Genomic DNA, 19,383 nt, shown 5'->3' on the forward strand with positions numbered 1-19,383 from the left:
CCAACACTGTGCTACAGCTCTACTTTCTATATCGTCTAAAATAAGCCTGATCATGTTCTATTTTTGGGGTTTTTGATTACGTTTATTTTAGTGCATCGAGAATATGGTCATAAACTTTGAATCAAGCTGCACTTGCAGGCTCTTGAACATTGGTGATTGCAGAAACGGGAAGTTCAGCATCCCCAACTCCTATATACGCTTTCCCATCTCGGACGAAAGCACGGTCAACTATTCCAGCTATAGCAGGCTGACCATCCTCCTGCCCTTCTATTTCTTTACCAATAAGGCCAGCCGCCTGGGTTAGCCCCTGACCCAATGTGATTTCAGTGAGAGTATCAGACAATTCGATATTGGATTGTAATTCTCGCATGCTGGAAAGCTGATTCAATAACTGTTCGTTGCCTAATGGTTCAGTCGGATCCTGGTTTTGTAACTCGGTGATGAAAAGTTTTAAGAAATCATCGGCAGTAAGACCACTAAAGGCCGAATCATCTTTATCAACAACATTGACTGTTGTAGTACTGTTTGTACTACCGACTCCATCAACGGACATTTTATCACTCCTTGATATCTATATCCCTAAAATTTTATTTAGATCTGCACATCGATTTCTTCTACATTCTCTGCCTCGAAGCCTTGAGAACGCATAACTTGTGGGCTATTTTGTTCTACTTTTTCAGTATCTTCACGCGCGACAGTCTCATCCGAATGCGCCCGTTCTTCTTGCCACTGCTCAGATTCATCTGAGTTTTCAGAGAACTGGTTGGCATCAAAATCGTTCGCCGTCTGAGACTGGGCATCCGAATTTGAGGAACGTTGATCTTCACTGGCATCTGTATTGATATGTACGTCAATGCGATCAATCGAAACTCCAGTTTTTGCCAATGCCTCTTTCAACTGAGCGATGTTGTCATTGATCACTTTTTGTGCATGACTGTTTTGCACTTCCAACTTTGCCAGGTACTCACCATTTTTCAACGACACTTCTATTTGGAGTGTCCCTAATTCAGGAGGGCTGAGACGAATTTTTAGTTGCTGTCCCGTGGATTGTGATTGGCGTATAGAGCTGCTAATTCGCTCAACTAATTGCTCAACCTGATTGGCATCTATAGTTGGCCCTACGGAAACGGTACCTTGATTTCCAGCCACCTTAGCAGTCTGATTAAGTCCAACCTGTTGTGAAACGGGCTGGCTGTTATCATTCGTCGGAGTGTTTTCCTGTGAAATGGGGCTAATTTTTGAAGCATCCGATTGAGCTCGAGTTTGGATATCTAAACCTGGATTTAGATTCTGATTTCCGGGTACTGTGGCGACTTCTTCTGATTGCTGATCTACACCTTCGGAATCACGTGCCGTGCTTTCATTCACAATTTTTGTGATATCGGTTTGTTCTGAATTTGCTTCGGGTTGAACTTGCTCAATTACCGTTTCTGAAATCGTTTGAATCGACTCATGGTCTAAGGTCAACTCTGACTGATCAGATTCCTCAGAAGAGGATTCCGATTGTTCTTGATTGTTGGAACGAAGGTATCGTTGTTGCAAGACCGCTTGTATATTGATTTCACTCTCTTCCGTAGAACCTGAGGAATGATCGGAATTTTTCGCTTCAAATTCTTCAATTGCTTCTTTTAATTCTTCTGTGATTTGAATTCCTAGCAATTCTTCTGAGTTCAACAGAACATTTTGTTCGGAGGCTGCTTCATCACCTTCTGCCAATGCCTGAAGTGTGTCATCTAACTGTGAAGTAGAATTCACCCCATTTGTTTTGTCCGCTTGCACTTGCTGATTGATCTCAGTTTGTGACATATCAACAACCTGTTTCTGTAGGAGATCAGCCAGTCCTTCTGGTATGGGTAAAGTCTCTAATGAGTTGGTTTCCGTCACATCAGTCGGCAGACTAATGTCAGTTTGGTCTTCAGCAACTTGGAAATTGGCAGGGGGTTGAATCTCTCCGTCACCAATTATAAGTTCTTGAGCCAATTGCTCTTCACTTTGCGTGGAAAGTGTTGACTCGAATAGAGAGTAAACTTGTCCTTTAGCTTCGTTTTCAGACAGTTTTACTTCTTGTATCGTACTGAGCCCAGATTCTTCAATCGCTTCAACTGATTCTGAATTCTCTTTTGTTTGAGATTCCTGAGCGGATTGTATGGCCTCAGATGCTGACTTTGAAGACCTTGATTCCTGGTACGCTTCGGTATTATTATCTCGGCGACTCTCTCGCTGTTGCACTTGATCTTCACGATAATCAGCATTCGATCTGGAATGGGTGTCCGTTTTTGAAGATCTTTTTTGATCTGATTGAAAATCAACAGATCTCGATTCTGTTTCCTGTCTTCTATCAACTGTCGAATCTGATTGTTTCTTAGACAGGGACTCGCTTAACTGTCTGCGATAAGTAGAATCCGCACTTCGAGATGCCCCCGGATTAATATCGAGATTCGTTTTCCCATATTGACTTAAATCAGGTGCCGGCAGGTCGAGAATGGAAACCTTGTGAGAACTAGACATTTCTCAGTACCTCAGATAAGAAAATGATTCTGTTTACAATCGTTTCGCGTACTTTTTAGGAGTGCGCAATAAAGACCACAGTTGGATTTAACTGTTTCACCAGTATCATTTTCGTCAGAATGAGGTATCAGACATCACGTAAGAATACGTAAAATAAACCTATTTTAGCGAAAAATTGTATTAGGCTTGCGTGGAAAACCTCAATTGTTTTCCGAAAGTTTACCGAGCGTGTCTTCAGAAAGGCTGCGGAACCGTTCATCTTGGGAGATTTGCTTGAATATCTCTTTTCCGCGTTTTATGACCAAAGGATCAGCCATCACCAGGAATTCCTTTAAAAGCTTAGCGATAAACTTCCCATCCATGCCCTTCAGGAGCTCAATATTTTCTTCGGTAGAGAGCTGCATTAAATATTGAACAGCATCACCGGGAGGCAGTGCAACGAGTACACTCTGAGTTTTTTTGGTAGCAGTACTCTGACTTTGCTTTTTCAGGATTTTGAGTTCCTCTTCGAACTCTTTCTTCGCTTCTTCAAAGTTCAGACGATCTTTTTTTAGAGAATCCGAAGACTGAGTGATAGAACTTTTCAGCATTTCAATTTCATCTTCGCGTGATGCTAATTCTAAAATACGCATCTCGCGTTTCAATGTGATCTCGTCACGTGATGGCGACGTTTCCACATCTTCAATAATCGCCACATCATCCAACGACTGCCCCGTAACGATCAGACGAATATCTTTCATTGAATCTGCAGTAAGATGCCCTCTAAACCACAAAAAACCGATGCCCAGTAGTTCTGACATAATGGTCGCTACACAAAAGACACTGACAATAATGGCTAAAGAGCGGATCATCTTGAAACCCTTGTTTGTTGAGTTGCAGCCCAAGTTTCTTCGAGCTCAAATGATTCTTTCCTGGTTTGCTCATAAAGAAACTGCTCACGATGTTTGTCTGACAGCTTTTCCATTGCTTTCACTTCCTGCTCGGCACTTGCGAGTGCCTGTCGGCACGCCTGAATCTGTTTTTCTACAATCTTACGATTGGCTATGATCATCTGAATCTGAGCCTGTAATTGCCCGGCATAGAATCGGAGGCTGGTAGAGCCATCAATGTCAACGGCACCTTTTGATTGCCGTACTCGAATTTCCTGAAACTGTTCTATCCTCAATTCCTCTAAATTCTGCTTCTGTTGGATTAATCGTTGATCTGTCTGTAGTACCTCTCCCAGTAACTGGCGGCATAAACCTCGTTTATGACATCGCATTTTGAGGACAGATTCGAATTGAAACTGAAACTTTTTCATACCGGGTTCGTTACCGCCTCTCGATTAACAAAATGGTCAAAAGATAAATTTCACCTAATCTGTCTTCGTAACTGTCTCAACTTCCTGCTCGCTTTCAGGAACATGACTTATTGACGCTAGTTGACGGGAACGAACAAGTAAATTTTCAAGCCCTTTTGCTGCGTCTTCGTAATTTGAATTTTCTGTGCTTCCCTGTTTCAAATACTCATTCCAGAGCGGTTTTAATCGAATTGCAAGATCGACCTCAGGGTTTGAACCCGCTTGATAAGCACCAATCGAAATCAAATCTTCCGACTGTTGATAAGCAGCCATAAGTTTCTTAATCACTGCAGCCGATTCTTGATGCTCAGAACTGGTGATATCGTTCATGGAGCGACTGATACTTTGTAATACATCAATAGCGGGCCAATGTGATTCATGCGCCAGCTTCCTGGAAAGCATGATGTGCCCATCCAGGATTCCTCGAACAGTATCTGAAATCGGCTCGTTAGCATCATCGGCTTCAACGAGAACCGTGTAGAAACCAGTAATACTACCTGAATTGGTGCGACCACTACGTTCAAGTAGCTTCGGCAGGAGGGAAAAGACGCTTGGAGGATATCCCCTTGTTGCCGGTGGTTCACCAGCAGCTAATCCAATTTCCCGCTGCGCTAACGCATAACGGGTTACGCTATCCATCATGAGTAGTACATCCTGCCCCTGATCGCGGAAGAATTCTGAAATCGCCGTTGCCAGATGTGCTGCACGAAGTCGAATGAGTGCTGGTTCATCACTGGTTGCTACAATGACAACACTACGAGCCAACCCTTCAGGTCCAAGATCACGGTCGAGAAACTCACGTACTTCTCGGCCACGTTCACCCACGAGGCACACGACATTTATATCAGCCGAACTTTGTCTGGCCATTTGCCCCATTAATGTACTTTTTCCGACACCACTGCCTGCAAAAATACCGAGACGTTGTCCTTTTCCGCATGTTAAGAAGCCATCAATGGTTCTGATACCTATACTCAAGGGAGTATCAATCCGCGGACGTTCCAATGGAGAAATCGGTTTCGCTTTCAGGTTTGCACGATGCGATAGCATTGCCTGATTTTTTCCATCAATACAACGCCCCCGGCCGTCCAATACTCTTCCCAGTATCCCCTCTCCCACTGCAACAGCAGGTACAGATTGAATCAATGAAACCCGATCCCCTCGACGAATTCCCGTTAACTCTTCATAGGGAAGTAACAAGGTTTCCTCATCCTGAAATCCAATCACTTCCGCTTCTACAGGTCGACCGTTTTCTCGATCAATAGAACAGACTGCCCCTAAAGGAGCCGGGAAGCCAGAAACAGATGTGGTTAAACCAACGATCCGAGTGACCCTCCCTGTAAGACGAAAAGGTAGTATCTGTTTTATTTGTTGAGAGACATCAAACATAGGTTTCAGCTAGTCCTGATTTTGGATAATTAACTCTTGAGAGATCCTCTCCAATTGAGCTTCAATTGTGGCATCAATGGTTCCATGTTGTGTCTCAATAAAACACCCCCCAGAAGAAATCGATTCATCCTCAATCACTTCACACGTCTGACATCCAGTAAGATTGGTAATAAACGCTTTCGTACCTTCTCCAAGTTGAGCAACATCAACTGGATTCAGATGAAATCTGATGTGCTGTGTACCTGATGCCAGCTTGAGAGCCTCACTCATCATTACGTTCACAGATTCAGGATGAGACTTGAGTTCGTGGCGAATTAGTTTTTCTGCAATGTAAAGGCAAATATCGACAGCCGTAGCATCCCACGTTTTACGCCAGTTTACCTGCTCATTTTGTAGCCCCTCAACAGCGGCCTGCATTGCAGGATAAATTGTCCCCAACCTCTCCTCAACACTTCGATTAGCTATCTCTTCAGATCGAGATTGAATTGATGCTTCCACTTCATGTTGAGCTTCCTCATGGCCTTGTTTTTTCCCTGCAAGAAACGCCTCTTGTTTAATCTGTTCTGCTTCTTGCTGCGCATCGATAATCATCTGACGTGTCTGATTACGTACGGTCAGAATATACTCCTCACAACGTTTTTCGATGTCATTAAAATTGTAAGCAATTTTCGAACCCAGCGACCGAAATGCTTCAGCTTTTAGTAATTTTGTTGTTTCCAGTTCCACCATGCTGATAACTTTTATCAATAAAAAATGAAAAAATGTTCAAATCTCTGCGAGATTATGTTTCGTTAACAATTAATCAATGTTGACTGTAACCTATGTGATATACTGTTCGCTCTCATTTCCAGCAGCGACTTCAATTTCACCTGCGTCTTCTAATCGACGGACACTATCAACAATTTGTTGTTGTACTGCTTCAACATCACTGACTTTAATCGGTCCTAGATATTCCATCTCTTCTCGAAGCATATCAGCCGCTCTTTGTGACAGATTACTGAGAACTTTCTGTTTAATTTCATCAGAGGCACCTTTGAGAGCAATTGCCCACTGGTTGGTATCTACTTCCTTCAACAAGGCTTGAATTGCTTTACCATCCAGTTTGACCAGGTCATCAAAGACAAACATCAAACGCCGAATTTCATCAGCCAGGTCCGGTGTATCTTGATCCATACTTTCCAGAATCCCCTTATTTGTCATACGATCGGTTACGTTCAGAATCTCTGCCACCAGCTCAACACCACCCGCTTTTTCCATTCCCTGACTGAACGTATTTTTCATACGATGTTCGAGACTCTTTTCAACATCACGAATTACTTCTGGGCTGGTTTGTTCCATGTTTGCAATCCGCTTGATCACATCCATCTGCTTATTAGAGGGTAGCCCGGCCAGAACTTCAGCAGCCAGATTACTTGATAAATGCGACATAATCATTGCGATTGTCTGCGGATGTTCTTCTATAATGAATGTCAATAAATTCGCTGCGCCTGACTTCTGTAAAAATCCAAATGGAACAGAATTCATCGTCTGATTGATACTATCGAGAATCGAGCCCGCGCCTTCTTTACCTAATGATTGTTCGAGGAGTTCGTTGACTGCATCCAATCCACCTCGCTCCATATTGGTCTGTTCACTCCGCAACGCTGTAAACTCATTCAAAACGCTTGTTTGTTGCTCTTTAGAAACATCTTGCATGCTGGCTATCATCATAGTGACTTTTTCAACATCTTCTTTGGGCATTAAGCTGAGTACTTCAGCGGCAAGCGCTTTATCCAAGCTCAATAACAAAGTCGCTGCTTTTTGTAATTCATCCATTTTCTTATCCAAAGTCTAAATGATTTTCCAACTTTAATGCCTAAGATCATTTCGAATTAAGTTTTCGATTGAATCCATTTGCTCAATACGATCGCTGCGACTTCTGGGTTATCGCGTACCTGTAGTTGAACTTCATCACGCTGAGTCGGTTCAACGGCCGGTTTTTCTTCTTCCTCTTCTTGCGTAGAGTTGGCTGCCAATTCTGCCAAAGGATTGACTAAGTCCTGATCAACGTCTTTCACTTGAGGCATACTCTTATTGAGCATCCACAATGCCCAGATTGCAAATAAGCCCAAGCCAATCGTACTTCCCCATTGGCTCATAAATTCACCAACACTCTCTGTAATCGGTAATGCTATTTCCGGAACATCTGGATCAACACGTACATAAGAAGAAACACTCACGGCATCAACCGCTGATTGCGAGGGGATGAGCTTTTGCACCTGCTTTTGAATATTTGTCTCGACTTCTGTTTTTATAGCATCTGTTGCCTGTTTGAATGCGGCAATATCAGCTTCTGCTTCTCCTTTTTTTGTACCACGTTTAACGGCAACAGCTTCGTAATAATCCTCTGGAATAGAAACAGAGACTTGCACTGTGCTGGGCATGGCTGCCACAAATTCTTTCTCAGTCCAAGTGAAAGATGGGGCAGTAATCGATTCGTTATTCGTTTCTGTGACTTTCTCATTTTTTTCATTACCACGAGCGACAGACAGAGAGTTAGGCTGATTGGAGCGCGCACCTGGTTCTGATTTGACTGGTTTCGAACTGATACTGCGTTCGCTGGACTGCTCTTTTGACTGCAATGTCACCTTGGCATCGGTACTGATTTCCTGTTTTCGTTCAACATACCGTTTCAGATTCTCAACATCGACATTCACGTTCACAAGGACGTCCGGAATGTATGACAGAGAATCATGTATTTTATCCTGATAGTTTTTAGTATGTTTATTGACCCACGTGATAAATTGGCTATCGAAAGCGTTGTTTTTATCTTCGGTTGTGTAGGATGTTCCCGTCGATTGATCGAACACTGTTACTGAATCAACAGTTAAATCAGGAACCATCGTAGAAACGGCTGCGCGCAGGCTCGTAATTAATACTGGTGTCAAGTCTCTACCAGGACGCGGCTTGACCATTACCGTGGCAGTTACTTCAGGAGTAGTATTATTCCAGCGTAATCGCTTCTTGGAACGAGCCCACATAACACTCGCGTCTTCTATCGCAGGAATAGCTCGAATCATTCGACGTAACTGGTTTCCGAGCGCGATATCACGCATGACCTGCAGTTGGTCCTTGCTGACAAACATGCTTGATTTTTCAAACTGTTCCTGCCATTCTGAAGCCCAGTCAGTCGGTAATCCGCCCCCTTCGATTAAAGCGGCGTTATAGCGTGGGACTTCATTTTGAGGAACCATGATTCTCTGGCCTTTACGACTAAAATCGGTCAAGCCGGCCCGCAACAGAACTTCCTCTGCGTGAATCACTTCCTGAGTTGTAAAGTCTTTCCCGAGCGAAAGGGAGACATAGCTGGAATTTTTGTCTCGAAAAAAGAGCACTCCAAATGCAATCATCATCAATAGTGGAACTGCCAGCAAGATAGCTCGCTGGCTGCCAGACATTGATTGAAGTAACTCATTAAACTGCTGATATACTTTTTTTATGGTATCCATACCGTGCGACCAATCGACTAATCCGTGTCAAAATGGTTTAATAACAAACTGAATTTATTTTCAATCTACATTTGCATCCGCTGAATTTCATTATAAGCTTCCAGAAGCTTATTCCGCATCTGCACCATCATTCGCAGAGCAAGATCTGCTTTCTTAATTGAAGAGAAGACTTCTGCCTGTGTAATGTCTTCTCCTAACAATCCCTTTTCAATCGATTGCTGAGATTGCAACTGAATCTGATTCACATTTTCCAAAGACTGAAGCATCATATCTTTAAAGGAAACATCGCTTGAAACATTATTTGCAGTATTATCATTGAATCCCACTGGCGGAATTCCAGGTGAAAACATATTGCTAATTTGGTTTATGGAATCAGTCATTCTGCTCACTTCCCTGAGATCAGATGAAATTCGGAATTACTTATTATTGGGAATCTGGAAATCACGCCAGAATTCGTAACGAAGTAGTAAACATTTCTTTTGTAATATCCATAGCAGAGATATTCGCTTCATAGGCACGCCCCGCTTCCAATGCATTCACGAATTCTGTCGTAACATCAATATTAGGATATGTCACCAGACCATCCTGGTCTGCATGAGGATGCCCCGGAGTGTATGTTTTTCGTAATTCGCTGTCTGTATCAATTTCAACTTTATATTTGACCCCAACACCTGATCGCTCCTGACCCAGGCTTTGAGTATCTGCCTGAAATGTGACTAATCTTCGGTAGAAAGGCGATTCCCCACTATTAGGATCATGTGATACATTCACAGAGGCAATGTTACCAGCGATCGTATTCATCCGTTGTCGCTGTGCCACCAGACCACTAGAACTGATGTCTATTCCCTTAAACATGTCATGTCCTTTGCAATTATTATAATTATTTATTCTTATTATGATCATTCAAAGCTAGGGACGTTCTGAAATCACCGTCATCAACTGATTCATCTGTGCCATCATGACCTCAACAGCAAATTGCTGCATCAGTGAATTTTTTGTCATGCGCATGACTTGGGACTCCATGCTCCGATTGTTCGCATCTTGAAATGTCAGGTTTTGAGGAGACGCTTCCTGCGCTTCAAATAAGCTTTTAGGAAATAAGTTTTCCAATTGTGATTCAACTGACTGACTATTTGCTAAAGTAACTGGCATCCCTAAAGATTGCGGAGCCGCAGGTCCTGGTATTTTATCTTTCAACTGAACTGCTTCACGTAACGCCTGCTGAAAATCTTCAACGGGTAAGTCACGCATTTTATAAGATGGTGTATCAATATTGGCGATATTCCCTGCAAGAACTTCCTGTCTATGTTCCGCGAACGCGGCCATTTTTTCCAATAAAGGCAAAGAATTCGAATTCAGAATTTGATCTATCATAAAATCCACCTCACAAAATGCTTAAGACACCACGGTCGGTCACGCAGCTCGTTTGACCTTAAATCTTCGTTTCGAATCTGGACCACCTCGAGGCGGATATCCATAAGATCTCAACTTCCCAGAAAGTGTTCGTAGGCCAATATCCAGCATTTGTGCCGTATTTTCACGATTTCCGCCACAACGGGCAAACGTACTTTCTATGAGTTTTTGCTCCATCTCCCGTAAGGTCATCCCGACTAGAGAATCTGTATTTGATATCATCTCTGATCCTATCCAAGGTGATAAACTGGCGGCATCAAGTCGGGAACCGCTGTCAACCAGATTCACATGGCGGATCAGATTTTGTAACTCCTGGACATCCCCAGTCCAATCATGTTTCTTCAACATTTCCAAACCATCTAATGTTAATAGTTTGGGAAGCGTCCCCTCTGTCTTAGCAACTTCACTAATGATATGCTCAGTCAACAACGCCAGATCTTCTTTTCGATCATTCAAACGGGGAACGGAAATTGTTGATTCCGTGAGAATCACTGCCAGTTTTCTCTTAAACTGATTTTGTGATACCAATTCTTTAAGCGAAACATGGCTAGTGGAAATGACTCGACAATTCACATTTTTTTGCTGTTTTTCTTCTGGAGAAAAATATGTTTCATTCTCAAAAATCTTCAACAAAATACCTTGAACAGGTAATGAAGCCAGATTCACCTGATCGAGAATCAAGGTTCCCCCCTCTGCCTGTTCAATACGTCCTGGATTCCAGACAGGCTCGTCTGAATAACTGCTTTCTTCATGTGAATAAAAACCAATCAATTCCCGCTCCACATTCTCTGTAGTCAGAGTATTACAATTCACTTTAATGAGCGGATGAGAATCAATGAACATGGAATCGTGTATAATTTCAGCAATCAGAGATAACTCTGAACCGGGTACCCCTTGCAATAAGACGGGACATTTCAGGTGGATAATATCTGCAATACGATCACGTAATGTTTGAATAACCTGACTATAGCCAATGAGCCGGCGACTGGAGCGTTCATTTAATTCTGAAATCAAGTCAGCACATTCTTGAGACAATCGAGCGTATTTGATAGCAGAATCGAGTAGTCTCCTGATACTATCAACGGAATCCTGGGGATTCAGTTCTGCGAATGGAATCATAGATTCATAGGAAGTCGTTTGACCAGATTTCAAAACCTCTTTTTGTGTTTCATTAGTTAATGCTGGATAAAAAAGAACAGGAATCAAATTCTGCTGATTATCATGATCAACCGAAAGTGTAAACTCCGAAATTGACTTTTGATCAAGTAACACACAAACATCTGCTCTCGCACGGAGCGGTGCTTGTGAAAAATTGACTTCCGCTAAAGGAATTACGGTATACCCTAAATTTGAAAACTGAGCACACACTTCTAGGCGACGAATACGATCCTGAGAAACAACCTGAATCGCTCCACGTGACAAGGAATTTTGTATTTGTTTTATATTCATTATTCAAAACCCATCTAATTGAAAGGTAAAATGATTTGTATTCAAAATAGATCAAACTATTGATCAATATTTAAATGGCGATGAGTGACCGGGGCCAAACTGTCCCGATAGGCTTCGCCCACTCTCTCGCCCTGGTTTAATGACTGGATCTGGTGATTCGTACGATCTCGTCGATCTACCATACATTGGGTACTTGTGTCTTCATTCTTTAACAGCTTTGCAAGAACTTCTTCAGACTCCCGTAAGATCTGTTCGCATACTTCGCGTTGATCAGCTGACAACAAATCTCGCTCACTCCTCCATTTCTCCCAAAGCTTAGGCAATTGTCTGGTGTATTGATCCAGTTGCCCAAATAACCGTTGTTTTTGCCCTAGAACGTCCAGCAAGCCGGAATAGTCATCCTGGTCAATCAAATTTTGCTGCTCAAACGAAAGCTTTAGCAATCTTTTTGAATATTCCAAGCGAACTGAAAATAGTTTGGGATAATCGATCATTTTTAGGGAGGTCAAAAAACTAGATATAATTTTGGTTAAACAAAATCAGGGATACGCCACACGGCGAATAATAATTCCTGAATTGATCTCTATTTTGCGGTTACAACATTAAACACCAGCACCTGTCTCTATTTGATTTGGACGGTTATCAGAATTACGTAGTTCACGTGACCAATCCAACCAGCGGTTCCATTCTTCGCGTCCCAAATTCGTTGCCCTGGACTCAAAGACTTTATCCGGCATCTGTTTCAAAATAATTTTTGCCTGTTCGAGCATACTTTTGGCCTCATTTTTTTTCCCCAGACTCTCGTAACATCCCGACATTTTCATATATGCGATCAGGACTTCCGTGCTTTGAGGATAGCGGTTAACGGCATCATGATAAGATTTGATTGCTTCCTCGTACTTTTCAGTCAGGTACAATAAATGCGCAGTACCAAAACAAGTTGACTTTAGCAATCTTTTTCCCAAAGAATCCAGGCGATCTTCGCTTTCCAGTTTTCGCAGATCACGGTTTAACTTTTTGAGTTGCTGAATGGCCAGGTCCAAATATTCAAACTGTTTTTTTTTCAACTCTTGTCGCGCATTATCTGTTTTTGCATATTTCATTTCTTGAAACGGTTGATCCGCCAAATTTTGAAGAGATCTTGCTAACAGAAAACGCGCTTCATAGACCTTGTCTGATTCAGGGTAACGATCGACATATTCTCGTAGCCGCTTCGTTGCTTCTTCATGAAAGACAATGTTAGCTGCTTCTTTTCGCTTCTGATCAGTCTGTGGTTCTTTCTTTCCTTCTTCTTTTTGAGACTCCGCGATCTTTCCACGATGAAAATTTAGTTTACCCAAAGAGAATAAAGAGTCCTGCCACTGTTTCGCTTTCGGCGTCAAATTGCTTGATTCCAAAATTTCTTTCCAGATTGAGGCAGCCTGATCAAGATCATCTTTCTCAAGATAAGCGATCCCCATCAAATATTTTGCTTCAAATGAAGCGACATCAGTCGGATACCCATTGATGACTCGCTCAAAGTGATCGATCGCCTCATCAAGTTGATCAAGTTCAAGTAAAACTTCACCACGCCGAACAAGTGCCTGTGGCATTTTTTTACTTGGGTTTGTATTAATGAATCGAGTGATCACTTTTAACGCCGTCTCAAAGTCCTGACTTTTATGGAAGTGCTCTGCAGAGATTGATAAAATTTCTCCATAACGATCAGACGTAGTCAGAAGTCTGGCAAGCTCGTAATATGCTTTACCGCTTTGTTTCCAGCGTTCATTCAACTCAGGCTGCATACTTAGCTGCTGACTCACTGTAGATTCATCAAAAACACGTTCCAGATACTCAGCCCATCGGCGATTTGCATTTGCTGCTAATTCTTTCGCTTGAACTGCTGATAACAAAGGGGGAAGGTAATCTGACAATTGAATGGCGGCATTAAAATAGGTCACACCATTTTGAATATTTTTTTCATCAACCCAATCATTCCAGGCATCGAGAACATAAGTCCGAACCCGATCCAGATCAATCCAACGATTACGAAATTCTTCAGGACTCTCAATTGAGCGTAGTGCAGCACGATAGGCAATGAGTGCTTCTTCCGTTCTACCATTCTTTCGTAACAGTTCAGCAAGGTGTAAATAAGCAGCCAGACCTTCATGAGTTCCGGCATAACGATGAGTTGTTTGTTCATATAAATCGATGGCGGCGACTGTATCATTCAACGATTCAGCACACAATCCCATCAAATATGAGGCCTGTCGGGAAAACTTTCGCTCTAAACCCAGATTGTCTTTCACAGGAGCCAGCATACTTAAAGCCTCTTGATACTTTTCTTCTGCCATAAGCGTTTGTGCCTGAAAGACGATTGTTACCTGATTCACAGATTCTTTCTGTTTCACTTTTGACAAAACCTGCTGGGCCTGCTCATTCTTGCCCTGTGCCAGAAAAATCTGTGCCCTTTGTAAATACAATCGATCCCGTGTCAATGAATCCAAATCTTTAAGCTTGAGAGCTTCCGTATTTAACTCGAATGCTTTCTTTAAAACAGTATCCGCTTTATGATCAAGATAGATATCTGTTAGTAACATTGAGGCCTTCAATTTCCCGGGCGGATGTGTCTCAACCGCTTCTTCTAAAAGTGGGCGTGAACTTTTCATAGAACCCAATAAATAAGAACATGTTCCCAGCGCGTAACTCCATTGTGGACGATACTCTTGGTCAATCGCTCTTCTCTCAGCTTCTTTAAGATAACGGCTAGCGATCAAATACTGATGTTCCTGTGATTCTCCGGTAAGTCCTTCTGCATTTTCAAAGGCAACGATCCCAAAAATAAAATACAAAGCTCCTGGAAAATCAGGGTCCTGGTAATCCTGTTTCTTCAAATCGTATGCGATTTTCTGAGCTTGAATCCGGGTATTATTATCTTTTGCCGATTTCAAGATATCTAATGCTTCAGCTAAAATTTCTTTGGGCGTTTTTTCTGGTTCGCCACTAATTGTCAAACAGTAAAGAGATAGCAAAACCAGCACAGAGCCAGCAATTCCCAAAGGCTTCCAATGAGTTCGAGCAATTTTTGTAACTCTGTCACGTAATGAAAGCTCTTCGGTTTCTGCACCTTCTGCAGCAGTTTCTTCAGCACCGTCTGCCGGTGATTCTTTCACCGCAACGTCAGCAACCTCGTCTGATTCTGTTTGATTATTGTTTTCTTCTGCCATGACTTAGTAGCCCATCTTGTAGACGGGAGATTCGTTACACTGAATTGTCAGTTGAAGTGAAAAGCTTAGATCTGTATTGGAATTGGTATTCAGAAATAGTGATAGAATGATCGCGATGACAAACAGAATTCCAGTGAAATGGAATGATTGCCACGCAATTGCAGAATCAAAATTGAGAGTCTTTTTGTGTGAATGTAAAGAAGTGAAAATGAGAGACGTGAATCTTGAGTCTTAATACAAAAAAAGTTGTTTTTTTGTCAATATCGATTCAAGCTTATGAGTCACCACAGCTACTCACAACAAGAAATAGCGCAGAATAGGAAATATAGAAAAAATTTTAACAACAATCAACGCAACATATTGTGAAGCCCGCCCGCAGCCTGTTTGCCATGCTGTCGATAATTTCTATCAAAGGGAACTCTCAGATAAATTAATGTCTGCTTTAGAATCTCTGAAGCTGGAGGGCCTGCAATGGTCCCACCATAATGGTTTGGCCCGACTGACGGTTCATTCACCACAACCAGAACCAGTATCTGGGGATCATGTGCTGGTGCACCACAGATAAAAGAACTCACATGTAACTGGGATGAGTACTTACCAGTTTTGGGATCAGGCTTTTGTGCAGTTCCCGTCTTCCCAAACACAGCATACTCTTCTAACATCGCTTTTCGCCCAGTTCCCCGCCTGACAGTTTCTAGCATCGGCACCCTAACCAGCCAGTCAGCAACTTCTGATGAGACGATGGGAGTCGAAACCAAAGGTCGGACTTGTTCAGGTTCTTCATCAGAACGGGGAAAATGATTGTGATCAATCTGATCTCGAATCAAGCGAGGATTTAGCAGTTTCCCTTGATTAGCGAGAGCCACATGGGCAGTAATTAATTGAATTGGAGTCACTGCAATCTCCTGCCCCATTGGGATGGAACCGGTCGAATAGATATTCCATTCTTTCAAAGGTCTGACGATCCCATTTAATTCACCAGGTAACTGAATCCCTGTTTTCTGACCGAGACCAAACGCTTCGACTGCTTCGAACAAACCGGGATTAGTCAGTCTCTCGCCAATTTTCGCCATCCCAATATTACTTGACTTAACCAGAATATCGGTGACACTCAACATTCCATAACTGTGATGATCGTGAAGCACTCTCTTACTCATGCGATACTCACCATTTTCACAATCAAACTCTTCCTCTTTTTCTAAGATCCCTTTCTCAAGTGCTGCCGCTACAATAAAGGGTTTCAAGGTCGAACCTGGTTCATAAATAGATGCAATTGCCGTATTTTTCCAGGCAGACTCAGAAATGTTCTCAGGATGATTCAAATCAAAGGTCGGAACAGAAGCCATGGCCAGTACTTCACCTGTTTTGACCCCCATCACGATAGCACACGCACTTTTGGGCTGCCATTCCTTAACAATTGCCTGCAATTGTCGCTCGGTATATAGCTGAATGATCGAATCCAACGTCGTTACCAAACTTTCTCCATTACACGCTGCTACTCGAGAATCATTGCGAACTTCAATCACACGCCCATGTGCATCGCGAACCTGAAACCGATAACCATCTTGACCACATATCATGTGATCAAAAGCCTCTTCGATACCCCCCTGTCCTTTTCCATCAATATCCCGGAGTCCCAGAACATGTGCGGCTAAAGCACCTTGAGGATATTTTCTACGATATTCCTGTCGAAAGCCCCAGACATCATCAGAGAGACTGAGCGATCTAATGTCTTGTAGTTCCTGATCGGTTAGACGTCGTTTAACCCAAAGAAAAAGCTTATTCCGATTCTGTTTTAGCCGGTTGAGAAAATGCGCTTCATCAAGGTCAAGCAACTTGCAGATCTGTGCAACATCGTTCTGATTTTCTAGACGTTGCGGAATAACAAATAAACTGCTTGTCACAATCGTTGTTGCCAACAGCCGTCCATTCCTGTCAAGGAGATCCCCTGGCCTGGCAGGTATTTTTTCTTTATAAACCTGCTGTCGAACAACGACAGAAGCAAACTGGCGATGCCCGATGTATTGAAGATAAATGAGCCGCCCGGAAATCACGATCCATGCGAATACCACAAGGATCACAAGGCTCCAGGTTCGCCAACTTATATGTCGATCAGACTTTGTGGAACTCAAAACACTTCTCACTTTTAATAATGATCGTTCGAATCAGATTCCATGCCTGAAGCCAGTTTCCTCGAACCAGATTCAAATGAACCACAATTCGCGGTGACGAAGTTCGCTCATACTATTTTTCAACCACTTTTGAGGAACGATTCAAATGCCATTGCAGTAAAGGCATTTCACGTCGATTCGTTGATGAAGGACGTTGAGTGGATTGCACGTCAAGTTCACCTCGCTCGATAGAATTCAAGACCTGTCCGGGAGAACCGGCCTGTTGAGTAGCCAGTTTCATTTTCGCATGGACATCGACCAACACATCCAATTGATAATGTTGACGACTGACTCGGCGCTTAAGCTCCAAACTCTCTTTTTCAAGCGCAATTCCTATCAGCGATACAGCAACCGCTAACAAGATTGCACTTCCGAAACGGAATAACATCGACTTCAGCCTTTCGAAGCCAGCCGATTGATGATCAATCAATTCACCACTGGTTTAGACTCTGATGAAAAAAGACTAACACATGTGTCTAATTTCACTATCGGCTGGATGTGTTTCCAGGAACAAGACTGACTCGGCTGGCGTCATAAGGGAGCTGTAATTCTGTGCCAATTTTTAGCTTATTTGGGTTCTGCAGTTTTTGACGATTGATCTGATAAATCTGAAACCAGCGAGAAGAACGTCCGAGATGTCTCTGTGAAATATCGGTTAATGTATCATTACTCCCCACACGGTACATCGGACGCCCATCTTGACTGATAAAAAAGCCAGATGGTTTGCTTGATTTCCGCACTGATCCTGTTCCGGAAAACTTACTGGCTACAGTCTGTGTCGATTTGTGCCGCGATTGATATCGAGCATCAATCGCCGTTCGATCCGGGGCAATCAGTTTCGTACCTGGCCTCATTTTTTGTGGATCACTCACCCGATTTTTGTTGATCTCTGCCAGCAATTGAAAATAACGGCCGGTACCATACAATTTCTTAGAGATCGTCCAGAAATTCTCGCCATGTTGTACTGTGTATTCACCGCGTGCATTCATGACAGGCTCTTGTTGGAATGACTCTTCCTGTAAAGCACCAAACTCCTGAGTGGAATTGACTCTGGTTTGTGCAGATCGATCAAACAGCCCCTGAGCCTGGGGCGTTTGTTGTCCTGTCATGGCTCCTGGATTGTGAAATGTACTAGAATCAATTGCCGCTGACGGATTTTTCACCGTCGTGACGCTTTCTGCCTGTTGTGCTGAAAATTCTTCCGGACGAAAATTACCAAAACGGTCTTCACCCTGATTCACAGAGTCTGCATTGAATTCTGAAACTTCTGGCTGTTCGAATTCCTGATTGAACGACTGCTCATTTTGAGCCATCGATGACTGGGGTTCACTCTGTGAGAATTCAGCAGCATTAAAGTCGCCTGCTTCAGCTGGTGTGGAAATATCAGTGATATTGATCTTCGCTGTATTATCAGAAAATTCTTCCGGGTTCTGCATCTGAGCTGAATTTAATTCATTTGCGGGATCAAAGTTTTCAAACTCATTCTCTGCAGACTGCTGTGGTTCTGCCTGCATAGTTTGTCCTTGCTGTGCTACTGCACCAAATGGATCTTCTTCTGCTTGAAATGCATTGGTAGTCACCTCTGCTGATTGATCGAACTCATTACCAGAAGACTGTTCTCTCAATCCCGAATTTCCTGCCTCTGGATCAGGTGGCAATCCAGTTTGTGATTCCAGATTGAAATCGTTAGATTGCTGAGCCGTCTGCGTTGGCTGTTGAGCAAACTGATTCTCTTGTGAAAATGGGTTTTGTTGCTCAGCTCCAAATTCCTGTTGAGAATTATCAAAAGTAGCGGGCTCAGACTGATTCTGCATGCCCTTCTGAAATTCATTTTGAGTAGGATTTTCAAATTCATTATTCGAATTTGACGAGGAATCAAACTGCTGGAATCCATTATCTGTCTGATTCATTGCCAATTCAGAAGACTGTTGAGGTTCAGACCGATTTTCGAACGTGTTTTGGGAAAACTGATCCGCGCCTTGTACTCCAGACTGCTGCATCCCAAAAGAATTATCCTGATCTTGCCCTTCCTGTGGAGTGGAAAACCCCGAATTGCTTTCATTCGAATCAAAACCATTCGACTGATCGACGACCTGATCAGAAGAGGAAGGCTGCAAATTCCCCTCTCCAAAAGGATCTACTTCTTGATTCGGATCTGCTTCTGGCAAGTTCTCCGTGGAATCAACCTCTGCAGGATTATTAACAGCGAGCTCTTCCTGCGGTCGATTAATTTTCTGATAAACAACCAAACCAAAGGCACTCAGCAAGATAAAGATCAGACAAAGTCCCACTTTGGTTTCAATGGCAATCCCAGACTTAGGTTTTTCAATTCCCCAGTCTTCTTCGGTTGTCTTTTCTGTTTTTTTTTCTTCAGCCATGGCACTGAACCAATTCCAATAAAACGTAAAAATTGTTTTCTTCAG

The 19,383-nt window shown here is 42.8% G+C and carries 17 protein-coding genes; all 17 read right to left on the reverse strand.

The genetic code is table 11. The features are described 5' to 3' along the window. Window positions 1–121: 121 nt before the first annotated feature. Window positions 122–553 (reverse strand): flagellar hook assembly protein FlgD, encoded by a 432-nt coding sequence (locus V144x_RS18335; RefSeq protein ID WP_144986870.1) that lies wholly within the window; start codon window positions 551–553, stop codon window positions 122–124. Between the two features lie 38 nt (window positions 554–591). Beyond that, the gene (locus V144x_RS18340; RefSeq protein ID WP_144986872.1) at window positions 592–2,508 is read right to left on the reverse strand and encodes a flagellar hook-length control protein FliK; all 1,917 of its coding nucleotides are present in this window, start codon (window positions 2,506–2,508) and stop codon (window positions 592–594) included. 200 nt (window positions 2,509–2,708) lie between these two features. Next, window positions 2,709–3,359 (reverse strand): hypothetical protein, encoded by a 651-nt coding sequence (locus V144x_RS18345; RefSeq protein WP_144986874.1) that lies wholly within the window; start codon window positions 3,357–3,359, stop codon window positions 2,709–2,711. Next, window positions 3,356–3,808, reverse strand: a complete 453-nt coding sequence (locus V144x_RS18350; RefSeq protein WP_144986875.1) for a flagellar export protein FliJ — start codon at window positions 3,806–3,808, stop codon at window positions 3,356–3,358. Before V144x_RS18350 ends, V144x_RS18345 begins: the two co-directional genes overlap by 4 nt. 54 nt (window positions 3,809–3,862) lie before the next feature. Then, window positions 3,863–5,233 carry a FliI/YscN family ATPase gene (locus V144x_RS18355; RefSeq protein ID WP_232102572.1) on the reverse strand — a complete coding sequence of 457 codons (1,371 nt, stop codon included), beginning with the start codon at window positions 5,231–5,233 and terminating at the stop codon, window positions 3,863–3,865. Between the two features lie 9 nt (window positions 5,234–5,242). After that, window positions 5,243–5,962, reverse strand: a complete 720-nt coding sequence (locus V144x_RS18360) for a FliH/SctL family protein (RefSeq protein ID WP_144986877.1) — start codon at window positions 5,960–5,962, stop codon at window positions 5,243–5,245. Between the two features lie 90 nt (window positions 5,963–6,052). Continuing rightward, window positions 6,053–7,048: a flagellar motor switch protein FliG gene (fliG, locus tag V144x_RS18365; protein WP_144986879.1), complete on the reverse strand. Its 996-nt coding sequence runs from the start codon at window positions 7,046–7,048 to the stop codon at window positions 6,053–6,055. A 56-nt stretch (window positions 7,049–7,104) separates the two neighbouring features. Next, window positions 7,105–8,721: a hypothetical protein gene (locus V144x_RS18370; protein WP_144986881.1), complete on the reverse strand. Its 1,617-nt coding sequence runs from the start codon at window positions 8,719–8,721 to the stop codon at window positions 7,105–7,107. A gap of 65 nt (window positions 8,722–8,786) precedes the next feature. Next, complete coding sequence (gene fliE / locus V144x_RS18375) at window positions 8,787–9,101, reverse strand: flagellar hook-basal body complex protein FliE (RefSeq protein WP_144986883.1); 315 nt, start codon at window positions 9,099–9,101, stop codon at window positions 8,787–8,789. A gap of 61 nt (window positions 9,102–9,162) precedes the next feature. After that, window positions 9,163–9,576 (reverse strand): flagellar basal body rod protein FlgC, encoded by a 414-nt coding sequence (flgC, locus tag V144x_RS18380; RefSeq protein ID WP_144986885.1) that lies wholly within the window; start codon window positions 9,574–9,576, stop codon window positions 9,163–9,165. Window positions 9,577–9,630: 54 nt separating this feature from the next. Continuing rightward, the gene (locus V144x_RS18385) at window positions 9,631–10,095 is read right to left on the reverse strand and encodes a flagellar basal body rod protein FlgB (protein WP_144986887.1); all 465 of its coding nucleotides are present in this window, start codon (window positions 10,093–10,095) and stop codon (window positions 9,631–9,633) included. A gap of 39 nt (window positions 10,096–10,134) precedes the next feature. Beyond that, window positions 10,135–11,583 (reverse strand): sigma-54-dependent transcriptional regulator, encoded by a 1,449-nt coding sequence (locus V144x_RS18390; RefSeq protein ID WP_144986889.1) that lies wholly within the window; start codon window positions 11,581–11,583, stop codon window positions 10,135–10,137. Between the two features lie 56 nt (window positions 11,584–11,639). Next, window positions 11,640–12,026, reverse strand: coding sequence for a hypothetical protein (locus V144x_RS18395; protein ID WP_232102573.1), 387 nt, complete (start codon window positions 12,024–12,026; stop codon window positions 11,640–11,642). Window positions 12,027–12,185: 159 nt separating this feature from the next. Continuing rightward, a complete protein-coding gene (locus V144x_RS18400) occupies window positions 12,186–14,789 on the reverse strand; it encodes a tetratricopeptide repeat protein (RefSeq protein WP_144986893.1) in 2,604 nt (867 codons plus the stop codon). Between the two features lie 347 nt (window positions 14,790–15,136). Then, window positions 15,137–16,921: a peptidoglycan D,D-transpeptidase FtsI family protein gene (locus tag V144x_RS18405; RefSeq protein WP_144986895.1), complete on the reverse strand. Its 1,785-nt coding sequence runs from the start codon at window positions 16,919–16,921 to the stop codon at window positions 15,137–15,139. A gap of 112 nt (window positions 16,922–17,033) precedes the next feature. Further along, window positions 17,034–17,348 carry a hypothetical protein gene (locus V144x_RS18410; protein ID WP_144986897.1) on the reverse strand — a complete coding sequence of 105 codons (315 nt, stop codon included), beginning with the start codon at window positions 17,346–17,348 and terminating at the stop codon, window positions 17,034–17,036. A gap of 97 nt (window positions 17,349–17,445) precedes the next feature. Beyond that, window positions 17,446–19,338: a LysM peptidoglycan-binding domain-containing protein gene (locus V144x_RS18415; protein ID WP_144986899.1), complete on the reverse strand. Its 1,893-nt coding sequence runs from the start codon at window positions 19,336–19,338 to the stop codon at window positions 17,446–17,448. Between the last annotated feature and the right edge of the window lie 45 nt (window positions 19,339–19,383).

Source organism: Gimesia aquarii (genome assembly GCF_007748195.1).
Lineage (GTDB): Bacteria > Planctomycetota > Planctomycetia > Planctomycetales > Planctomycetaceae > Gimesia > Gimesia aquarii.